At 38.2% G+C, this 18,525-nt stretch carries 16 protein-coding genes, 1 other RNA gene and 1 pseudogene; 5 read left to right on the top strand and 13 right to left on the bottom strand.

Annotated features, from left to right (window positions below):
* Window position 1: 1 nt before the first annotated feature.
* Window positions 2–901: a phosphogluconate dehydrogenase (NAD(+)-dependent, decarboxylating) gene (gnd, locus tag ACYT32_RS07870; RefSeq protein WP_395265507.1), complete on the bottom strand. Its 900-nt coding sequence runs from the start codon at window positions 899–901 to the stop codon at window positions 2–4.
* 133 nt (window positions 902–1,034) lie between these two features.
* Between gnd and ACYT32_RS07865 the strand changes: the two genes are divergently transcribed.
* Window positions 1,035–1,886: a MurR/RpiR family transcriptional regulator gene (locus ACYT32_RS07865; RefSeq protein ID WP_395265508.1), complete on the top strand. Its 852-nt coding sequence runs from the start codon at window positions 1,035–1,037 to the stop codon at window positions 1,884–1,886.
* Between the two features lie 106 nt (window positions 1,887–1,992).
* Here ACYT32_RS07865 and ACYT32_RS07860 read toward each other — a convergent pair whose 3' ends face one another.
* Together ACYT32_RS07860 and ACYT32_RS07855 are read right to left on the bottom strand one after the other, a co-directional pair.
* The gene (locus ACYT32_RS07860; protein ID WP_395265509.1) at window positions 1,993–3,234 is read right to left on the bottom strand and encodes a CAP domain-containing protein; all 1,242 of its coding nucleotides are present in this window, start codon (window positions 3,232–3,234) and stop codon (window positions 1,993–1,995) included.
* Between the two features lie 216 nt (window positions 3,235–3,450).
* Window positions 3,451–4,317: a DegV family protein gene (locus ACYT32_RS07855; RefSeq protein ID WP_395265510.1), complete on the bottom strand. Its 867-nt coding sequence runs from the start codon at window positions 4,315–4,317 to the stop codon at window positions 3,451–3,453.
* A 136-nt stretch (window positions 4,318–4,453) separates the two neighbouring features.
* Between ACYT32_RS07855 and ACYT32_RS07850 the strand changes: the two genes are divergently transcribed.
* Window positions 4,454–6,115, top strand: a complete 1,662-nt coding sequence (locus tag ACYT32_RS07850; protein ID WP_395265511.1) for an Rqc2 family fibronectin-binding protein — start codon at window positions 4,454–4,456, stop codon at window positions 6,113–6,115.
* Window positions 6,116–6,179: 64 nt separating this feature from the next.
* Here the strand turns inward: ACYT32_RS07850 and ACYT32_RS07845 are convergent, their stop codons facing one another.
* The 7 genes from ACYT32_RS07845 to ACYT32_RS07815 all read right to left on the bottom strand — a co-directional run bounded on the left by ACYT32_RS07845 (window position 6,180) and on the right by ACYT32_RS07815 (window position 13,731).
* A complete protein-coding gene (locus ACYT32_RS07845; protein WP_395265512.1) occupies window positions 6,180–8,582 on the bottom strand; it encodes an ATP-binding protein in 2,403 nt (800 codons plus the stop codon).
* Window positions 8,573–9,661, bottom strand: coding sequence for a carbamoyl phosphate synthase small subunit (locus ACYT32_RS07840; protein ID WP_395265513.1), 1,089 nt, complete (start codon window positions 9,659–9,661; stop codon window positions 8,573–8,575). Before ACYT32_RS07840 ends, ACYT32_RS07845 begins: the two co-directional genes overlap by 10 nt.
* A 22-nt stretch (window positions 9,662–9,683) precedes the next feature.
* Window positions 9,684–10,211, bottom strand: coding sequence for a bifunctional pyr operon transcriptional regulator/uracil phosphoribosyltransferase PyrR (pyrR, locus tag ACYT32_RS07835; protein ID WP_395265514.1), 528 nt, complete (start codon window positions 10,209–10,211; stop codon window positions 9,684–9,686).
* A gap of 99 nt (window positions 10,212–10,310) precedes the next feature.
* A complete protein-coding gene (locus ACYT32_RS07830; protein ID WP_395265617.1) occupies window positions 10,311–11,213 on the bottom strand; it encodes an RluA family pseudouridine synthase in 903 nt (300 codons plus the stop codon).
* Window positions 11,206–11,670, bottom strand: a complete 465-nt coding sequence (lspA, locus tag ACYT32_RS07825; protein ID WP_395265515.1) for a signal peptidase II — start codon at window positions 11,668–11,670, stop codon at window positions 11,206–11,208. The genes ACYT32_RS07830 and lspA overlap by 8 nt, the downstream gene beginning before the upstream one ends.
* Window positions 11,670–13,352: a formate--tetrahydrofolate ligase gene (locus ACYT32_RS07820; RefSeq protein ID WP_395265516.1), complete on the bottom strand. Its 1,683-nt coding sequence runs from the start codon at window positions 13,350–13,352 to the stop codon at window positions 11,670–11,672. The genes lspA and ACYT32_RS07820 overlap by 1 nt, the downstream gene beginning before the upstream one ends.
* Window positions 13,336–13,731, bottom strand: a complete 396-nt coding sequence (locus ACYT32_RS07815; RefSeq protein WP_395265517.1) for an EbsA family protein — start codon at window positions 13,729–13,731, stop codon at window positions 13,336–13,338. Before ACYT32_RS07815 ends, ACYT32_RS07820 begins: the two co-directional genes overlap by 17 nt.
* Before the next feature lie 27 nt (window positions 13,732–13,758).
* Here ACYT32_RS07815 and ACYT32_RS07810 point away from each other — a divergent pair, with 27 nt between their 5' ends.
* The 3 genes from ACYT32_RS07810 (at window position 13,759) to ACYT32_RS07800 (ending at window position 16,275) form a co-directional block, all read left to right on the top strand.
* On the top strand, window positions 13,759–14,163 hold the full coding sequence (locus ACYT32_RS07810; RefSeq protein WP_395265518.1) for a reverse transcriptase-like protein: 405 nt from the start codon (window positions 13,759–13,761) through the stop codon (window positions 14,161–14,163).
* A gap of 64 nt (window positions 14,164–14,227) precedes the next feature.
* Window positions 14,228–15,241 carry a lipoate--protein ligase gene (locus ACYT32_RS07805; RefSeq protein ID WP_395265519.1) on the top strand — a complete coding sequence of 338 codons (1,014 nt, stop codon included), beginning with the start codon at window positions 14,228–14,230 and terminating at the stop codon, window positions 15,239–15,241.
* Window positions 15,242–15,330: 89 nt separating this feature from the next.
* Complete coding sequence (locus ACYT32_RS07800; protein ID WP_395265520.1) at window positions 15,331–16,275, top strand: magnesium transporter CorA family protein; 945 nt, start codon at window positions 15,331–15,333, stop codon at window positions 16,273–16,275.
* Here the strand turns inward: ACYT32_RS07800 and ACYT32_RS07795 are convergent.
* The 3 genes and pseudogenes from ACYT32_RS07795 to gpsB form a co-directional block, all read right to left on the bottom strand.
* Window positions 16,272–17,390: a THUMP domain-containing class I SAM-dependent RNA methyltransferase gene (locus tag ACYT32_RS07795; RefSeq protein WP_395265521.1), complete on the bottom strand. Its 1,119-nt coding sequence runs from the start codon at window positions 17,388–17,390 to the stop codon at window positions 16,272–16,274. The two genes, ACYT32_RS07800 and ACYT32_RS07795, sit on opposite strands and share 4 nt — an antisense overlap.
* A gap of 79 nt (window positions 17,391–17,469) precedes the next feature.
* Window positions 17,470–17,828, bottom strand: an RNA gene (rnpB, locus tag ACYT32_RS07790) — RNase P RNA component class B.
* A 291-nt stretch (window positions 17,829–18,119) separates the two neighbouring features.
* Window positions 18,120–18,500: pseudogene (gene gpsB / locus ACYT32_RS07785) on the bottom strand (cell division regulator GpsB); the annotation flags it as partial.
* Between the last annotated feature and the right edge of the window lie 25 nt (window positions 18,501–18,525).

Below are 18,525 nucleotides of genomic sequence, written 5' to 3'. Positions count from 1 at the left end.
ATTATTTCTTAACCACATCGTGACCACCGAATTCGTTTCGTAAAGCGGCGACAACTTTTCCGGTAAAGGTATCGTCCTCCATCGAGCGGTAACGCATCATCAAAGACAAGCCGATGACTGGAGTTGGTACTTGTTGCTTTAAAGCCTCTTCTAAGGTCCATTTGCCTTCTCCAGATGAATGCATGACTCCCTTTAGTTGATCGAGATCAGGGTCTTTAGCAAAAGCTGATTCAGCCAATTCCATCAACCAACCTCTGACTACAGAACCATGTGACCAAACTTTTGCGACTGCTTCGTTATCATAATCGAACTTGCTGTGTTCCAAAACATCGAATCCTTCTGCAATGGCTTGCATCATGCCATACTCGATCCCGTTATGGACCATTTTCAAGTAGTGACCGCTGCCGGCTTTTCCGGTGTAGAGATAACCATCCTTTTGGGCAATCCCTTGAAAAATCGGTTCGATGTATGAGAATAATTTGGAATTATCTCCACCGATCATAAAGTTGCCGTCGTGATTAGCACCACTCATTCCGCCAGAAGTTCCACAATCAAAGAAATTGATTTGTTTTTGTTTGAGGATCTCGTTGTGTCGTAAGGAATCCTCATAAAATGAATTACCACCATCAATTACGATGTCGTCTTTGCTTAATAATTCGCTCAATTTTTTGATGGTATTATCTGTTGGATTGCCCGCTGGTAACATTACCCAGACGATTTTTGGTGCTTCCAATTGATTAACCACATCGTTTAAATCCCTTGCCGTCTGTGCCCCTTTGGTTGCTGCTAACTCTTTGGCACTTTCATCTAAATCAAAGGCGACAACTTGATTGCCATTTCTGATCAAATTCTCTGTTAAATTCATGCCCATCTTTCCCAGGCCTATCATTGCTAATTTCATCAATAAACATCTCCTGTGTAACCGTTTTCAACAAAACCTATTATACAAAAATAATTTTCAAGAATCAATTTATTTGTTGAAAATTATTTTCTTTAACTAAAAAATATGGTATTTTATAGGTGAGGTAAAGACTATGGTAAAAAACATGAATTATGTGATTCACACTTATTATCACAACTTAAAGGGAACTTATAAAGAAATTGCTGATTACATATTGTCTACTGATAAGTTTGCGCCTGATCTGACTATAAATGATTTAGCTAAAGACGCCAAAGTATCCATCTCAACCATCTCGAGATTCGCCAAGATATTAGGATTCAATAGTTTTCAAGACTTTAAAATAAGCTTGTTAACTTCTAATAAGGAAGCTTCAGGTACGTTATTTTTGGATATTACCAAAGAAGATTCTTATATGGCGATCACTAAAAAAATCTTTCAAGCCAATATTTCTACCTTGGAAGCAACGGTACAAGTTTTGACCAATAAACAATTGAATTCGGCAATCAACATCATCACAGATAGCTTAGCCGTCGGCTTCTTTGGTTTGGGTGCATCTTCGATCGTGGCTGAAGATGGCTTTCACAAATTCTTGCGGTCCGATAAACAGCCCTATTATTCAGCTGACTATCATATGCAATTGATGTTGGCCGCTAAAATGACCTCAAAGGATTGCGCAGTGGTCATCTCACACAGTGGCGAAAACAAAGACACTTTACAGATTGTTTCTGAACTCAAAAAAAATAACGTTAAAATTATTGGTATTACTAGTTATGGCAATTCAGCTTTAACTGAACTGGTAGACGTTTGTTTACTGTCCGTTTCTGATGAGACTAAATATCAAAATGAAGCCTTGCACGCTATCATTGCTCAAATTTCACTGGTTGATACTTTGTATGCCATTATTGCCGTAAAGGATGAATTCCAAACTAATTCCTTGCTACAAGAGATCCGTGATACGATCAATCAGACGAGAAACAAAAAATAGCATTAAGTAAGATTCATTTCAAACAACACAAAAAAGACCCCTCTGAAACTATTTGAATCAGAGAGGTCTTTTCTTGATATTTTAAAAAATAATACTTACTTCTTTACTAGTTTTGCTTCAATTGATTCTCTTGAATCCAGGAGTTAGTAGCAACACGATACATCTTGATACCGGTCTTAGGATTTACTGCCCGGCGGTCAACAACCCACTTACTATTAGCATCGAGAACGGCACCAGTAACGTTACCATTGTTGTCGTAAACAGTTGCTTTAGTAGTAGTTGTGACACTGGCACCTGCTAAAAATGAAGCCCAAGGCAACGCATCGTTAGCTGAAACAAAGCCATTAGTACATACGTGATAGTAATAGTTACCATCAATGACAGCAATCAAATCAGAGATCCAGTTACTGTTTGGTCCTAAGGCTAGATCAGTCCGCTTGTTGCCATTGCGGTCATATAAAACAGTAACGGCATCTTTAGTTGAAACTCCACCACGAAGATCGACAGTTACACGGTTGGCGTTATTAGCGTAATCGGGATCATTCTTGTGTGAGTCAGCCAAATCATATTGCGAAACGTTAGCATAATCATTGTTATTTGTTAGGTAATATGCGTAAACATCACTTGGATCGTATTTACTGTATGCAGCTTGATCATTTCCCATTTCTTGAGAGAAATAAATCATTCCATTACTAGAAATACTTACCCCAACTCCAACGTAATTAATGTATGGATTGAGCATGTTCTTACGGTGACCATAATTTGGTTGACTATCATACATTTCCGCATAAAATTCATGAGTCATCTTTTGAGCAATGACTGTGGGATCAGTTGAGCCGATCATCGAATAAGGCATTTGAGCGATATTTTCTTCCGCCGTCAGATTATAAGGATACATCTCAGCTGAGTTCCAGCCAGCATGGTTATCTACTCCACCGCCATTGATAAAGGAATCAGTTCTCTTTTGAGCGTAATTGTTCAAAATATTTACTGATGTCAATGGTGACAAACCATTTTGAGCTCGCAAACGATTTAACTCAGCCAGCATGGCTGCTTTAACAGAAGCGGTATCAATGTTTTGATATCCAGATTGGGTACTGGCATTAGTGGAATTATTAGTACTGCTACTATTAGATGAACTAGTATCAGTTGAATTAGCTGTACTCTTGGTGGTTGATGCGAGATTTGAATCGGCATTAGTGTTAGTCTTATTAGGTGTGGTTACGCTGGTTGTCGTGCCATCAATACTAGAATCGACATCAGCTAAAACAACGTTACCTCCTAAACTTGTAGCAAGCAGTGCACTCGCAGCCACTAAAATTGCGGCTCTTTTGGTTTTTGAAAACATGATACTACTCCCCTTTTCACTGTAGAAATCATTACTAGGTTTATTTTAACTCACTAAATACATTAATAAACTATAATGACAAGTTTATAATATCTCAGCAAATAAAAAAACTTTTTTACTCTTAAAGTATAACTTTAATTGACATAGTTTGGAATAATAAACGGTTTAAAAAAATACCCAACAAAAATTTCTTTTTGTTGAGTCACAATAATTTCTTTAAGATTTATCAAAATCACGAATCCAGGCTACGGCTAAAGCGCCTTTTCCTAAATGAGCTCCAATGACAGGTCCAAAATATGAACGGTCTAAAGTTGCGTCTGGATAATGTTCATGCACTTCATCTGCCCAACGGTCACCAGCTTCTGGATCATCAGCGTCAAGAACTAATAATCTTAAAGGATACGGACTATCGTTCATGGCTTGGCTGAGCTTTTCTTCGGCTTTGAGCTTAGCCTTCTTCATTGAACGAACTTTGTCGTAAGCGACGATTTTGTGGGACTGATCATCAAACTCTAACAAGGGCTTGATATTTAAAACCGTTCCAATTACGGCAGAGGTATTAGATAAACGGCCGCCCTTGACGAGATTTTTCAAATCATCAACGACAAAAGATTCTCCAATAGATGAACGTAAGGCATCTAAGCGATCGATGATCTCTGCAAGTGGTTTATCTTCTTGAGCCATGCGGGCTGCTTCTTGAGCTAAGTATCCCATCAAACGAACGGTGATTTGGGAATCGTAAACCACGACGTTGATATTTTCAATTGTTTGAGCTGCACTCTTCAAATTATTAACGAAGCCAGAAATCGTGCTTGCCAAATGGATTGAAATTACGGTATCATAACCTTCTTTAGCCAATTTATCATATACCTTCATCATTTCGCCAATGGAAGGTTGAGCCGTCGAAGGTAATTCGGGTGACTTTTGAAGCATATCGTAGAATTCGGATGTTGTAATATCAATGTCTTCACGGTATGTTTTAGTATTAAATACTACCTCGATCGGCACAACTGTTATATTATATTTATCGACTATCTCTTGTGGCAAATAAGATGTACTATCTGTTACAATGGCTATTTTCATAAATTTATCAATTCCTTGTTTGGTTACGTATAATGATTGTATAACCATTAGATTATATCATATTCACGCTATTTTATATTTGTTAGGGATTAAAAGTTTCAGAAATTGTAATGTAAATTAAGAAAGGAAGTAAAATATGTCTTTTGATGGAATGTTTACCCATGCGATGGTAGACGAATTGAATCAAAACTTGAAAGGCGGTCGGATCAGTAAGATTCAGCAACCTTTTGCCAACGAATTGATCTTAACGATCCGGAGCAACCGAAAAAATCGGCAGCTCTTATTATCAGCCCACCCTTCATATGCTCGCGTTCAGATCACTGACCAACCTTTTGCTAATCCAGCTAAACCGTCAACGTTTGTAATGTCATTGCGAAAATACATTACCAGTGCGATCGTCCAAGATTTTCGCCAATTAAATAATGATCGGGTAGTTTCAATCGACCTTTCAGCTAAAAATGAATTAGGCGATATCCATGACTATACTTTGATCACGGAAATCATGGCCCGACACAGCAATATCTTTTTAGTGGAAAAAGCCACTGATAAGATTGTTGATCTGATCAAACGAGTTTCGCCGGAAAATAATAGTTTTCGTGGTCTGTTGCCTGGAGACGATTATAAATTGCCACCAACCCAAAATAAAATCAATCCCTTTTCGACTACTGAGACGGATTTAACTGGATTGACCGCAGCCGATATCAGACAAAAGTATGAAGGAATCGGAATCGACACTTCCAAAGAATTAGTGCAAAAAGTGGCCAATGGTCAAAACTTGAACGACTTTATCAAAGCCTATCAAACCCAGATTCACCCTAATACAGCCAATAATGACAAACACAAACTAGGTTTCTTCCCAATTGCGTTTGAAAATACCACCACCCAGGTTAACGAATACGATTCACTCAGTGAGTTGCTCGATAATTATTACTTGGACAAAGCTCGCCTTGACCGCATTGAACAACAAACTAAGAGCATTACTCATCGTCTTAGCATTATTTTGAAAAAAGATAAGTCTAAAATCAAGAAGTTGAATCAACAACTGGATTCAACTGATGTGATGAACAAATATAACCTCTACGGCGAACTTTTGACCACATATATGTCGAAAATTCAACATGGTTCTAGCAAAATCACTTTGACTAATTATTACAATAACGAAGAAGTAACTATCAAGCTCAACCCAGAATACTCACCTTCTTTGAACGCTCAAAGCTACTACAAGAAATATCGTAAGCTTCAAAATTCGATTCCTCATATCAAAGAACAACTGGAAATCACGACTAATGAAGTCAATTACCTTGAATCAGTCTTGGCTTCCTTGGAATATGTGGATATTGACGATGTTGATGGTATCGTTGAAGAATTGATCGACTCCGGATACATTAAGAAGAAGCGTAAGAATGCTCCTAAAAAGCGCAAGAAAAAAATCGGTGAAAACTTCCAAACTTCAGCCGGTATCGAAGTCACAGTTGGTAAAAATAACCTTGAAAACGACCAGTTAACAATGAAACTTTCACAAAAGAATCACTACTGGCTACACGTAAAAGGCATCCCCGGGTCACACGTTATTTTAAAGGATAGTGATCCTGACCAACAGTCAATCACTGAAGCTGCTACGATTGCAGCCTACTATTCTAAGGCTAGAGATTCTAGCAAAGTACCAGTCGATTATGTCCAGATCAAACATATTAGAAAGCCTAATGGTGCTAAGCCTGGCTTTGTAATCTTTGAAGGTCAAAAGACGATCTTAGTCGATCCTGACCGCAAGTTAGTAGAAAAGTTACGCGTTAAATAAAAATAAGCCACGGCGACTGATTATTCAATCTTCATGATTTGAATAATCGATCAGCCAGTGGCTTTTATTTTTTCTTAGGACGTAATTCTTTTAGTTTCGCTTGAGCTTCTTGTTTATCTAGCAACTGATAACGTTTATCGTCAATTGTTAACAAATACTGTTCATCAAAATTATCAAAGATTTTTTCAAGCGACAGGTCATCATCGATCTTGTTACCAAGCAATAACTTCACTAAGGTATCTAAAACATGAACGGAACTAGCTAGTTCGTGGCGAATAATATCGTTGGTCATCCCCCGATACTTCTTAGTTACTAACCAGTGATCGTGATTTAAGATCATCTCAAAATTGAAAATATCCACTTGGTTATCTTCTGCCAACTCCTGATTGATTAAATTAGCTACCTCAGCTCGATCTTCTGCTGTCATGAAGTTATTGATCGAACTCACTTCATAGATATGTTTGTCTCGTTGAGCACGATAAATTACTGATGGGGCTAAATAATTTTTCCCATCACTGACGACCATTACTCTGAGAATTGAGTCACCAGTGAGGTCCATATTTTTGATCTCTTGGGCGCTGAATTGAAAGACATGACCATCTTCAGTATTTACGATATTTTTCGAAAGGTCGATGATATTCAAGACATTTTCACGCTTGATCAGATCCAAACTCTTCATTTCCATGTGCGGGTCATCAATTTCGACAACTTTGCGTCGCATTGACAACGGAGCATTCCATGGTTCACGGCCAATGATAATGGGTTCAAGTCCATTTTGATCGATTGACTTGGCTAATTGGAACAAGACAAATTGCCGAATCATGATATCGGTTTTTGAAGTAATGATCGGCGTGCGGACAATGATTTTCTTTCTGTCGCTGAGTTGCAGTTCATTGCTGATACCACTGGTAACAAAATAATTGTGATTGATATATTCATTGTTTGCGACCGACACAGCCCGTTTATTTTTAACTACTGTTCGGGTCACGATATCGGAACTATCTAACAGTAATTTACTGTGACCAACCCCTTTAACACCCATATTGACCATTCGTTCAACATTGTTGCCATCGATCTCGCCTTCTCGAATGATCAGACTATTGTCGATGATGTTTTGCAGAGCTTGTAAATATGGCAAATTGACCCCGGTAATCTCTGAAAGCATAGGCATTTCAAATTTCCGCCGCAAGGCTTCTGACAAGACATCTAAAATCCAGCTCGTCGGATGGATGATCTTTTCAAACAGATCGTCATCGTCTAACTTGCGTAACTGATTATAACGGTCAAAGTTGTTGTTCAATTTATCATTTAAGGCCCCCTTATTGAGCACTTCTTCCAAACTAAAACCGTTGACCACAATACTAGAATCTGAGGTCTTACTTGGTCCCAAGTAAATTTGCTCATCTGACTTCCATTGTGGGAATCGGGAAGTTAAATGGTCGACAAATGGTTCGGCCGCCCCATTAAAAGGATTTCCGGCGTCTAGTTGTAATTTATCCAAATGATAACCTAAACACAATTCGACTACCGCCGTCGCGATGGGATAACTTGTCGCATATTCCAAAAACTTCGTTTCTTCACTCAAACGAGGAATAAATTCCGTAATATAAGATTCATTCGTCGTATGGTTGTATGCAAAATGAACTGTGCAGACCCCAATGATATTGAAGGCTCGAGCCAGTTTTATCGAAAAGTTTCTTAAACGTTGCAACTTCGAATCATTCAATGAAATAGCTGGCGAGACTAAGTTAGAGTCCAAATGGTGAATACCGATGGGTTCGATATCTTCAATTGTGCCAATCAACGCCGAATTATCATAGCGGTCACGTAAAATTGTGAATGAATACTCACTGAAACCTCTGATGCTTCGTTCAATTTCAATCTTACTGTCGGAAATATCTTCCATGGCCATAAAGTTATCGAGTTCAAACAGATTATTAATATTAGTCCAGCCACTCGAATGGCGATTCGAATAACGTCGACGAGCGATTATCGGAAACCCGATTGAACGGATAAAACTGTAAATTTCTTTTTCATCATCTGAAGAAACAAACTTGATTACTGGCAAGTGAGCTTTGGTTAATTTTTTGATGAAAAGTTCCCGTTTGAAGGTTGCTAAAGAAGCAGAGAAACTGGCCCCTAAGACTTTGGTATTAGCTAGTTTACCGTTCAAACTGGAGACGATTCCTAAAGCATTCCGATCGCCGACTGTTGGTAAGATAGCGTCGGGATGGTACTTCTGCACAAAATTGAGTACATTTTCACCGGTAACTTTTTCGACTACCGTCTTATCAAAGAAACTACCTGACGATAATAATGAGGTTGGATCTTCGACGATAATTGAGGTCTTGTAACCCAATTGGTGCAAAATATCGACGGTATCATAAAGAGCGGTCGAAAGATCAACATTTTTGTCGCTGCTCGTCGGACCGATAATTAAGATAGTATGTATATCATCTAAATCCATTGATTTTTAGCTCCTTCTTGCTTCTTGGCCGATTCAACTAAGTCGATAAATTCATCAAAAACATAATAGCCATCAGTTGGTCCAGGAGCTGCTTCAGGTTCAAAAAGTACCCCCATAATGGGCAAGTATTCATGACGAATTCCTTCGATCGAACCATCAGCAACACAAACATTCGTAACAATGAAGTCCGAGCCACCGATAAATTTTTCGTCCAAGGTATAAGAATGATTATGATTGACAAAATCAATTTTGCCACTGGCAACTTCTTTAACTGCTAAAGAAGATTCATGGTGTGGTTCTTTTAATTTGGCTATTTGGCAATCATTGGCCAAGGCAATCAACAAATTGCCCAAACCGATGCCTAAAATAGGATAACTCTTTTGTAAAGTTTGAATCGTTTGAATCACTTTCGGTAGATCTTTGGGATCACCAGGTCCATTGGAAAAGATCATTCCATCGGGATGGAGGTTTTCGATTTCTTTAACACTCGAATTGTAATTAACAATGATTGAATTGCAATCTCGATACGACAACTGGCGCAAGATCGAATACTTTAACCCTAGATCGACGATGACGATTTTTAAGCCCATGTTTGGATTGGGATAAGATTGTCTCGTCGAGACCCGTTTAACTAAGTCTGGTGGCAAAACTAGAGCTTTGATCTGGTCGATTGCATGTTCATCGTGCGTGTCCATAATACTGGCCTTCATCTCACCATGTTCAGCAATATGTTTAGCTAAAGCTCGTACGTCAACATTTTTAATGCCGGGGATCTTCAGACTTGTAATCCAATTTTCAAATGGAATTGAACCATCAACCGTCGCTAAACTAGAGGAGCCGATGACGACACCTTTACATTGTGAGTTGATTGATTCATAAAAATCACGGTTTATCCCTGAGTTACCAACTGAAGGAATTGTGAAAGCCAAAATCTGACCCTCAGTATCTGGATCAGTAACGGATTGCTCAATTCCTGTACGATTATTTGAGATTACCAACTGTCCCGTGGTAATGATAGAAGATCCAAAGCCTTCACCAGGAAAGACCGTACCATCTTCTAAAATTAAATAACGTTTCATTACTAGCAACTCCTCAAATTATTTATTCGATTTCGATTTTATCTTCGCCATCGATCTCTTTCATCGATACCTTGATCTTTTCCTTTTGAGAAGTTGGAATATTCTTGCCGACAAAGTCAGCTCTGATCGGTAATTCACGGTGACCACGGTCAACTAATACCGCCAAAGAGATTTTCTTGGGACGTCCAGCCGACATCAAAGCATCCATAGCTGCACGGATGGTTCTGCCTGTATAAAGAACGTCGTCGGTTAAAATAATATGTTTATCATTTATATCGATATCTAATGGTTGCGTTTTTACGGCTGAAATATCTTTTTCCTCGTGAGTTTGATCATCACGATAAGGTGTGATATCCAATTCTGCCACTGGAATTTTGATATTTTCTAATTGTTTCAATCTGGATTCAATTCGGTGGGCCACAAAAACACCCCGAGTTTTGATCCCTACTAAAACAAGATCGTCGATTCCCTTATTTCTTTCAATAATTTCATAAGTGATCCGGGTCAATGCACGTGTCATTGTTTGACCATCAATAATTTCTTTAGCCATAATTTTCCCTACTTTCAAAAAAGCACTCACAAAGTGAGTGCTTTTAGTTTTTCATCGCACACAATTCTATTGTTAGATTATAGCACGAGCTTACGGCTGTCAATGTCGTAATTGTTCTAACGTGTCTAAGAAAATCTTTGGTGGTTCCACGGAAAATTCCATCCACTGATTCGTTCTTGGATGAACAAAGCCTAATGTCTTAGCGTGTAAAAATTGTCCATGTCCAGGCAAAGTATTCTTTGGTCCATACAAGGGATCTCCAGCAACGGGATGTCCGATATATTGCATATGAACTCTAATCTGATGTGTTCGACCAGTTTCTAATTTCAATTTTAAAAGTGAATAGTTCTCAAATTGCTCTAAGACCGTGAAATGTGTCACCGCATTTCGACCATCTTCAACCACTGCTTGTTTCTTACGATCAAACTTGGAACGACCTAGTGGCGCATTGATCTTGCCGGTCTTCTCTTCAAAGTTACCATGAACGATTGCTAAGTACTCGCGCAAATTGCTCTTATCTTTAAGCTGCTTCATCAAAGATTGTTTAGCAAGATCGTTTTTGGCAATCATCAACAGGCCCGAGGTATCCTTGTCGATCCGATGCACGATTCCTGGTCGGATCACGTCATCGTCATTGATCTTACAATGATATAAGATAGCGTTGACTAAGGTTTTATCAGGATGACCAGCCGCAGGATGGACAACCATTCCTTGAGGTTTATTAACCACGATCACATCGTCATCTTCATACACTACATCAATAGGAATGTCTTCTGGAATCGCCTTGATTGGTTCCTCCTCTGGGACATTGACTAATAATTTGTCACCTAAAGTTAACTTAGCACCAGTCTTAATAACAGCTTGGTCGTTAACCAAGACGTCACCATCTTTAATGAGTTTTTGAAGACGTGAGCGGGTCATTTCTGGGATCTGTTCGCTCAAAAAGGCGTCCAAACGTGTTTTTTTAGCTTCTTGATATTCTAATTCATACGACTTACTGATTATTTTTCTCACCTGCTATTTGGATAATTAACGACACCACGATTAAGATAACTCCGACAGTTATAAAAGTATCGGCTAAATTAAAAATTGGGAAATTGATGAAGTCCAAATTGAACATATCAACTACAAAGTGTCTTGTAAAACGGTCAATGGCATTCCCAACTGTGCCGGCTAACAAAAAGATCAACGAAAAACGATAGAGGTATTCTTTTTTATCAGCTTTGACAAATAAATACATCAACACGCCCACTGCAATGATAGTTACTAAATAGAAGAAAAGCATCTTCCCTTCTAACATGCTCCAAGCGGCACCAGTATTGGTAATATGCGTGATCGACAATAACCCCGGGATAAAATCGTGGATTGTACCTGGAGCGATATTGGTGTAAACGTAATATTTCAAACTTTGGTCACTGACGACTAAGACTGCGAAGAGCAGCCAATAAATCAACTGCACTAGAATAGTCCCCCAATTGTTCCTTCATTATCGACATCCATTCCTAAAGCGGCTGGCTTTTTAGGCAAGCCTGGCATCGTCATAACATTACCTGTCAGAACAACGACAAAACCGGCTCCTAACTTAGGTACGATATCTGTGACATGTAAGGTGAAATCACGTGGAGAACCAAGTTGTTTAGGATCGTCGCTAAGTGAATACTGAGTTTTAGCGATACAGACTGGCAAATCGTCCCATGCTTGGTCTTTTAGAATCTGTAATTGTTTCTTAGCCTTACTACTATATTCGACATTATTGGCACCGTAGATTTCAGAAGCAATCGTCGCGATCTTAGCTTCAGTTGTCTCGCCGTCTTCATAAAGTCTTGTATAATTAGCTTCTTTTTCTGTGGCCTTGATGACCGCTTTGGCTAATTCTTGACCACCTTTGCTACCGTTGTGGTGAATTTCAGCTAATTGAACATCAACTCCGACTTCGTCACAAAGTGATTCTAAGAGCTTGATCTCATTGTCAGTATCTGTTTCAAATTTATTGATCGCTACCACAACGGGAATGTGATAGTAGCGCATATTTTGAATATGACGTTTCAAGTTCTTGAATCCTAGATTCAAAGCATTCAAATCTTCATTCTTAATATCATCGAGTTTTTGACCACCATTGTATTTCAAGGCTCGAACAGTCGCCACGATCACAATTGCGTTTGGCGCATAGTCTAGTTTTGGTGTCACGATATCAAGAAACTTCTCGCCACCAAGGTCAGCTCCAAATCCGGCTTCGGTAACGGCATAGTCACCTAACTTCATCGCTAGTTTGGTAGCTAAGATACTGTTACAGCCATGGGCAATGTTTGCGAATGGACCACCATGAATAATAGCTGGAGTATTTTCCAAAGTTTGAACGAGATTAGGCTTTAAGGCGTCTTTCAACAAAACAGTGATGGCACCTTCAACTCTAAGATCTCTCACGAAAATTGGCTTTTTATCGTAAGTATAGGCAATCAAAATATTGGAGATTCGTTCTTTTAAGTCATCAATGTCTTGAGCAAGACATAAAACAGCCATTAATTCACTCGCAACAGTGATTTCAAAGTGATCTTCCCGAGGAACAGAACTGAAAGGTCCACCTAAACCGATCACGATATTTCTTAAAGAACGGTCGTTAATATCTAACGCACGTTTCCAAACGATTATTCTTGGATCGATATTTAAATCGTTGCCTTGGTGAATGTGATTATCGATCAAGGCTGCCAAGGTGTTGACCGCACTAGTCAATGCGTGCATGTCACCTGTAAAGTGAAGGTTAATATCTTCCATTGGTACAACTTGAGCGTAACCACCACCAGTGGCTCCACCCTTCATACCCATAACTGGTCCTAGTGAGGGCTCACGTAAAGCTAAAACAGTCTTTTTGCCCAATGATTGTAATGAATCAGCCAAACCGATAGCAACCGTCGACTTACCTTCACCGGCCGGTGTAGGATTGATCGATGTGACCAGAATCAATTTACCATCGTCTTTTTCCATACTTTTAAGAATACTTCGGCCAGAAAACTTAGCTTTGTAATGGCCGTATGGTTCAATATCTTCCGGTGTTAAACCGACCTTTTGAGCAATTTCGTTAATGTTTTTCATTTTATCGTGCTCATTTATTTGAGCAATTTCGATATCACTTGGAAATGACATTGCTTTCACCCGCTTCTTCTTTGATAATATTTAAAATTCCCTTAGTAGAAGTAATCTCAAATGGAAAGAAATCATGATTATTGAAATCAAACTTCAAAGTCCATTTATTTGCCGTAATATTAACATTAGTCTGTTCAAAGACACGTGTTTTATAATATGGTTCTTTGATGATTACTTGGTCAGCAGTTATCTTGATCCAAGAATTAGTTATAATATAGAAAACATAAGCCGCATCGACTATCCAAACTAAAAATGGAATGATGCTGAAACTCATTATCTCTAATTGTAAAATAATTCCTAAGCAAAACAAACTTAACGCTATCGACCACATGATGATACCCCATGCCCCAGTTGGTTGAACGAAATGTTTCTTTGACATAATTTCTCCTGAAAGGTTCTAAATAATATGATTAAATTGTACACCGATGCTGGACTAAATACTAATCTAAATCTTGGTGTAGTAGCATTTGTAATAACAAAAAATAAGGATACTTATAAAGAGGCTCTCCAACATGATAACCTAGATAACCACTATTTGGAATTTTTGGCATTAAAACTTGCCCTAGATAAGATTATAACCGAACGGTGGAATGATGAGATAGTTTTTATCCATTCTGACAGTCAGATTGTGATTGACAGTTTGGATAAGCACTATTCCAAGCATTACCAACCGATCCTTGATGAAATTTTAATCGACCTCAATCAGTTTCCAGGCTACTTTGCCAAGCATATTGCAGACAAAGATAATCGCCAAGCTCACACGCTCGTTCACCAAAAAATGTTAAAGATTCGTTCAAGTGAAGATAAATAGTTTCTGATTTTCACAAACTGTGCTACGATAAAAACGTTTCCAAATAGTTGAGGAGGTTTATTCTATGTACTACGTTGTGATGAAAGATCGTGATATTCGTGATAATTTGGCTACAGAACAATATTTGATGAATAATGTAAAATTCGACGAACCATTAGTGCTATTTTATATTGAGAAACCTTGTATCATCGTTGGCCGTAACCAAAACACGATGGAAGAAATAAATAGTGATTATATTAAGGAACACAATATCACTGTTACTCGGCGGATCTCTGGTGGCGGTGCCGTCTACCAAGATCTTGGCAATCTATGCTTTAGTTTTGTGGTGGACTCAGATGATAAGAACTTCGGTGATTTCAAATCATTTACACAACCTATCATTAATGCTTTGCATGAAATGGGAGCCACAACTGCTGAAGTTTCTGGTCGAAATGACTTATTAGTTGATGGTAAAAAATTCTCTGGCAATGCCATGTACTCTAGAAATGGTAAAACATTCTCTCATGGTACTCTATCACTGGATGTTGACTTAGACGTTTTAACTAAAGCTTTACACGTCCAAAAAGATAAGATTGCTTCTAAAGGAATCAAATCAATTCGCAGTCGTGTAACTAATTTGCGCCCTTACTTAGCTCCTGAGTACCAAAACTTAACTACTGAACAATTCCGTGACCGTCTATTGTTGGAATTATTCCATGCTAATGATTTAGCTGAAATTAAAGACCGTGAATATATTGTGACACCAGCTGATCAAAAGGAAATTGACAAGATCAAGGAACAATATTATTACAATTGGGATTGGGTTTATGGCAAATCTCCAGCATTTACGGCCAAACAGAGAAAACACTTCGATATGGGAACTGTCGATGTCAGATATAATGTTGAAAACGGTAAAATCGAACATGTAGAAATTTACGGTGATTTCTTTGGTATGAAAGATGTGACCGATATTAAAGACAAATTGCTGAATGTTAAATTCGACCGTGACGAAATCTTGAAAGTTCTCGATCAATTCGATTTAGATGATTATTTCAAAGGCATTCCTAAGGAAGATTTAGGTAAACTCTTTACTCCTTAATCATTGTTAGCAAAAAAATAAAGAAATGAGAAATATATTCTCGTTTCTTTATTTTTTTTGCTATGATTATTGTTATTGAGGAGAAAAAAATGATTAATGAATTAGTATTAAATTCCAAAATACAATTGATCGACATTCATTCCGAAGACAGTTTATCAGATGATGATCGAAGTATTTTAATTGAAAAGTACAACTTAAATAACGAAATTTTAGATTACGCAGATGATGATAATGAACGCGCTCGATTTGAATACGATGAATTGACTAATACCTTTTTGATCGTTTATAACGTTCAAAACGAAAATGAACAGACCGAGGATCTGTCACAAAGGGTATTACCAATTTCTTTTGCCATCAAAGAACAACAATTGTTTTTGTTTACCAATGATGCCACCCACTACATTAAGGATTATTTGGTAAATGCCAAGTACCGTCTCAGTGAGGGAACGCAAAAGGAAATATGGGAGTTTATTTTTAACACCTTGGATCAAATTTCTAGTGACTATAGCGATAAAATCAGCGAAACTGACGGTCAAAGAAATCATATTCAAGCTTTGATCAAGAAACACCATTCATCAGAGAATCAGATCCTAGAATTGGCTGACTTAGAAGATTTAACGACTTATTTGAGTACGGCGATCAATGGTAATCTAACCGTCATCAAGCAGTTACAAATGACTGCCACGGGCAATTCTCAATCGTTATCTTTTAGCCAAACCACACGGGAACATTTACATGATTCCTTGGTTGAAATTGAACAGATCAAAAACGAAGTCGACCTTTCTGCTGATATAATTGATCGTATTTCTAACACTTACAACAATATTTTGAATAATAGAACAAATACGACCATGAAAGTACTGACAATTTACACAATTGTTCTCAGTATTCCCACGATCGTATCTGGTTTTTACGGTATGAATATGAAATTGCCAATTGCTGACCAAGGTTGGTCTTGGGTCTTTTCATTAATCATCACGGTTGTTATTATTTTAGTAATTCTTTGGGACTTGCATCGCCGGGATAGCCTTTAATGCTTGTTAGCCCAGTATTGATAAAGGTCAGTTCTTAAAGAACCGTTGTAAAGCTTACGCTTCTTGGTTGCTTTTTGACCATAATAAGTTTCAAATTCAGTATCACTAGTCAAAATATACTTATTCCATGTGGGAGCGGTCGCAAAGACTTCTCCCATTTCTTTGTATAGTCTACGGACATTTTCCATATCGCTCATTCTTTGGCCGTATGGCGGATTAGTTATGATCGTTCCAAACTCGCCTTCAATTTTCAAATCTTTAACGGCAATTTGCTTAAATTGAATGTCGTGCAAAACTCCGGCATCATGGGCATTCAATTTTGCCACATCGATCATTGAGCCATCGATATCACTAGCAAAAATATCTAAGTCGATATCTTTTACACCTGCTTGAGCCTCTTCTTTGAGATTGTCGAGGATCTTATTATCGAACCAATCGAAGTCTTCAAACAAGAAATGACGTTGGATGCCGGGGGCAATATTCTTAGCCAAACGAGCAGCCTCAATTGCAATTGTACCGGAACCGGTTGTTGGGTCCATGAAAGGATCTTCTGCGGGATGCCAGACAGTTAATAAAATCATGGCGGCAGCGAAGTTTTCTTTCAAAGGAGCAGCACCGTGTTCGATTCGGTAACCACGTTTGTATAATGATTCGCCAGTTGTATCTAAAGTAACTTCAACTAGATCTTTATGAATACGGGTTTCAATCTGAAATTTAGCCCCTGTTTCAGGTAAACGTCCTCGACGCATGAAAACATCGGCCATCTTATTGACGATGGCTTTTTTGGTGATGGCTTGAATATCACGTTCCGAATGAAGTTGTGATTTAACCGTCCGGGCTTTAATTGGAAAAGCTGCATTTAGAGGTAACCAATTATCCCAATCAATTGCATAAACTTTGTCAAATAGCTCTTCGAAAGTCGTTGCTTTAAAGCTGTCGATCAAGATTTTAACTCGATCAGCACTGCGGAGCCACAAGTTAGTTCTGGCAATATCTTCATATTCGCCTTCAAAATAAACTTTACCGTTCTCAGTTTTAGTTTTATATCCTAAATCTTGTAATTCTTTAGCTGTTACAGACTCAAAGCCACTCGACATCGTCGCAATTAATTTCATATTGTTCCTCTATTTTTTATTTTTTTAAATTTTTGTATAAAAAAAGGACGAACAAGTCGTCCCTTTTGCCTCGATAAACTCCTATAGGCCACGTTCTGTTCATGTATTAGGATGGCGCCCTAATACAGTTAGTAATCATCTATCTACAATTAAGTCTTCACAGTAGATTCAATTCTCGTTGTGAAGCGCCCCTACCAAAGTTTGGGTTGCCCGCTTGCGGGGTTTACCTCGTTCCACTATTGCAATTTCTCGCAATAATACGTCTCTGTGGCACTTTCAAGCTATTCACACATAGTCAAAGACCTTAGTGCTTTCGCTGCCGTTACCTTAAAAGGTACCTTGGCTTATTAGGCCAAGCACAAACACTGCCAGCATCGCAGCTCGCGCGGGCGTGGACCTTCCTCAGCCTAGATAACTAGACCGCGATTACTCGTAATTTACCGACTTAAATAGTATACACTAAAATTGGTTAGAATTGTTAGAATTATTAAAATTTCCATTAAAATTATTTTGAGATGGATTTGATCCATTGTTCATAGGACGATTTGCTTGGAAATTATTTGAATTTTGATTTTGGAAACCATTATTCAGGTTGTTTTGGTTCATACCTGGATTGATTTCAGTGTGACCACTTTCGAAGCCATTGTGATTAGCCATATTATTTGGCACTGCAGCAGAAGCAAATTGTTTAGCATCATTATCTTCTGGAACACCATTAGCAAAATCATGACCAAAGACACGCTTCTCAAGATTTGATAAACGTTTCAAAATATCATAATTCTTTGAGGCTTCAGCTGTAGCACTAGTTGCTGGCTTAGGCTGAGCCGGTCTCATATGATTATTTGGTCTGGCTTGTTGAAAATTTGGACGATTATTCATCGCACCGTTGCCACGATTGTTCATCAAACTTTCATTTTCGCTCTTTAATTGGTCGATTTCATTGATAAATGTTTCGTAATCTTTAATGATGCCATCAAGGAATTGATCAACTTCCGTTGGATCATAACCACGCATTTTAGTCTTGAATTCTTTTTGTAAAATGTCGTTTGGTTGATAATTGATTGAAAAATCATTACCATTTCCATTACTTGCTTGTGGCTGTTGGTTCATTGAATTATTCATGTTGTTCATTTTT

The organism is Companilactobacillus sp. FL22-3 (assembly GCF_054881455.1).
This window is presented reverse-complemented; position numbering and strand designations above follow the sequence as displayed.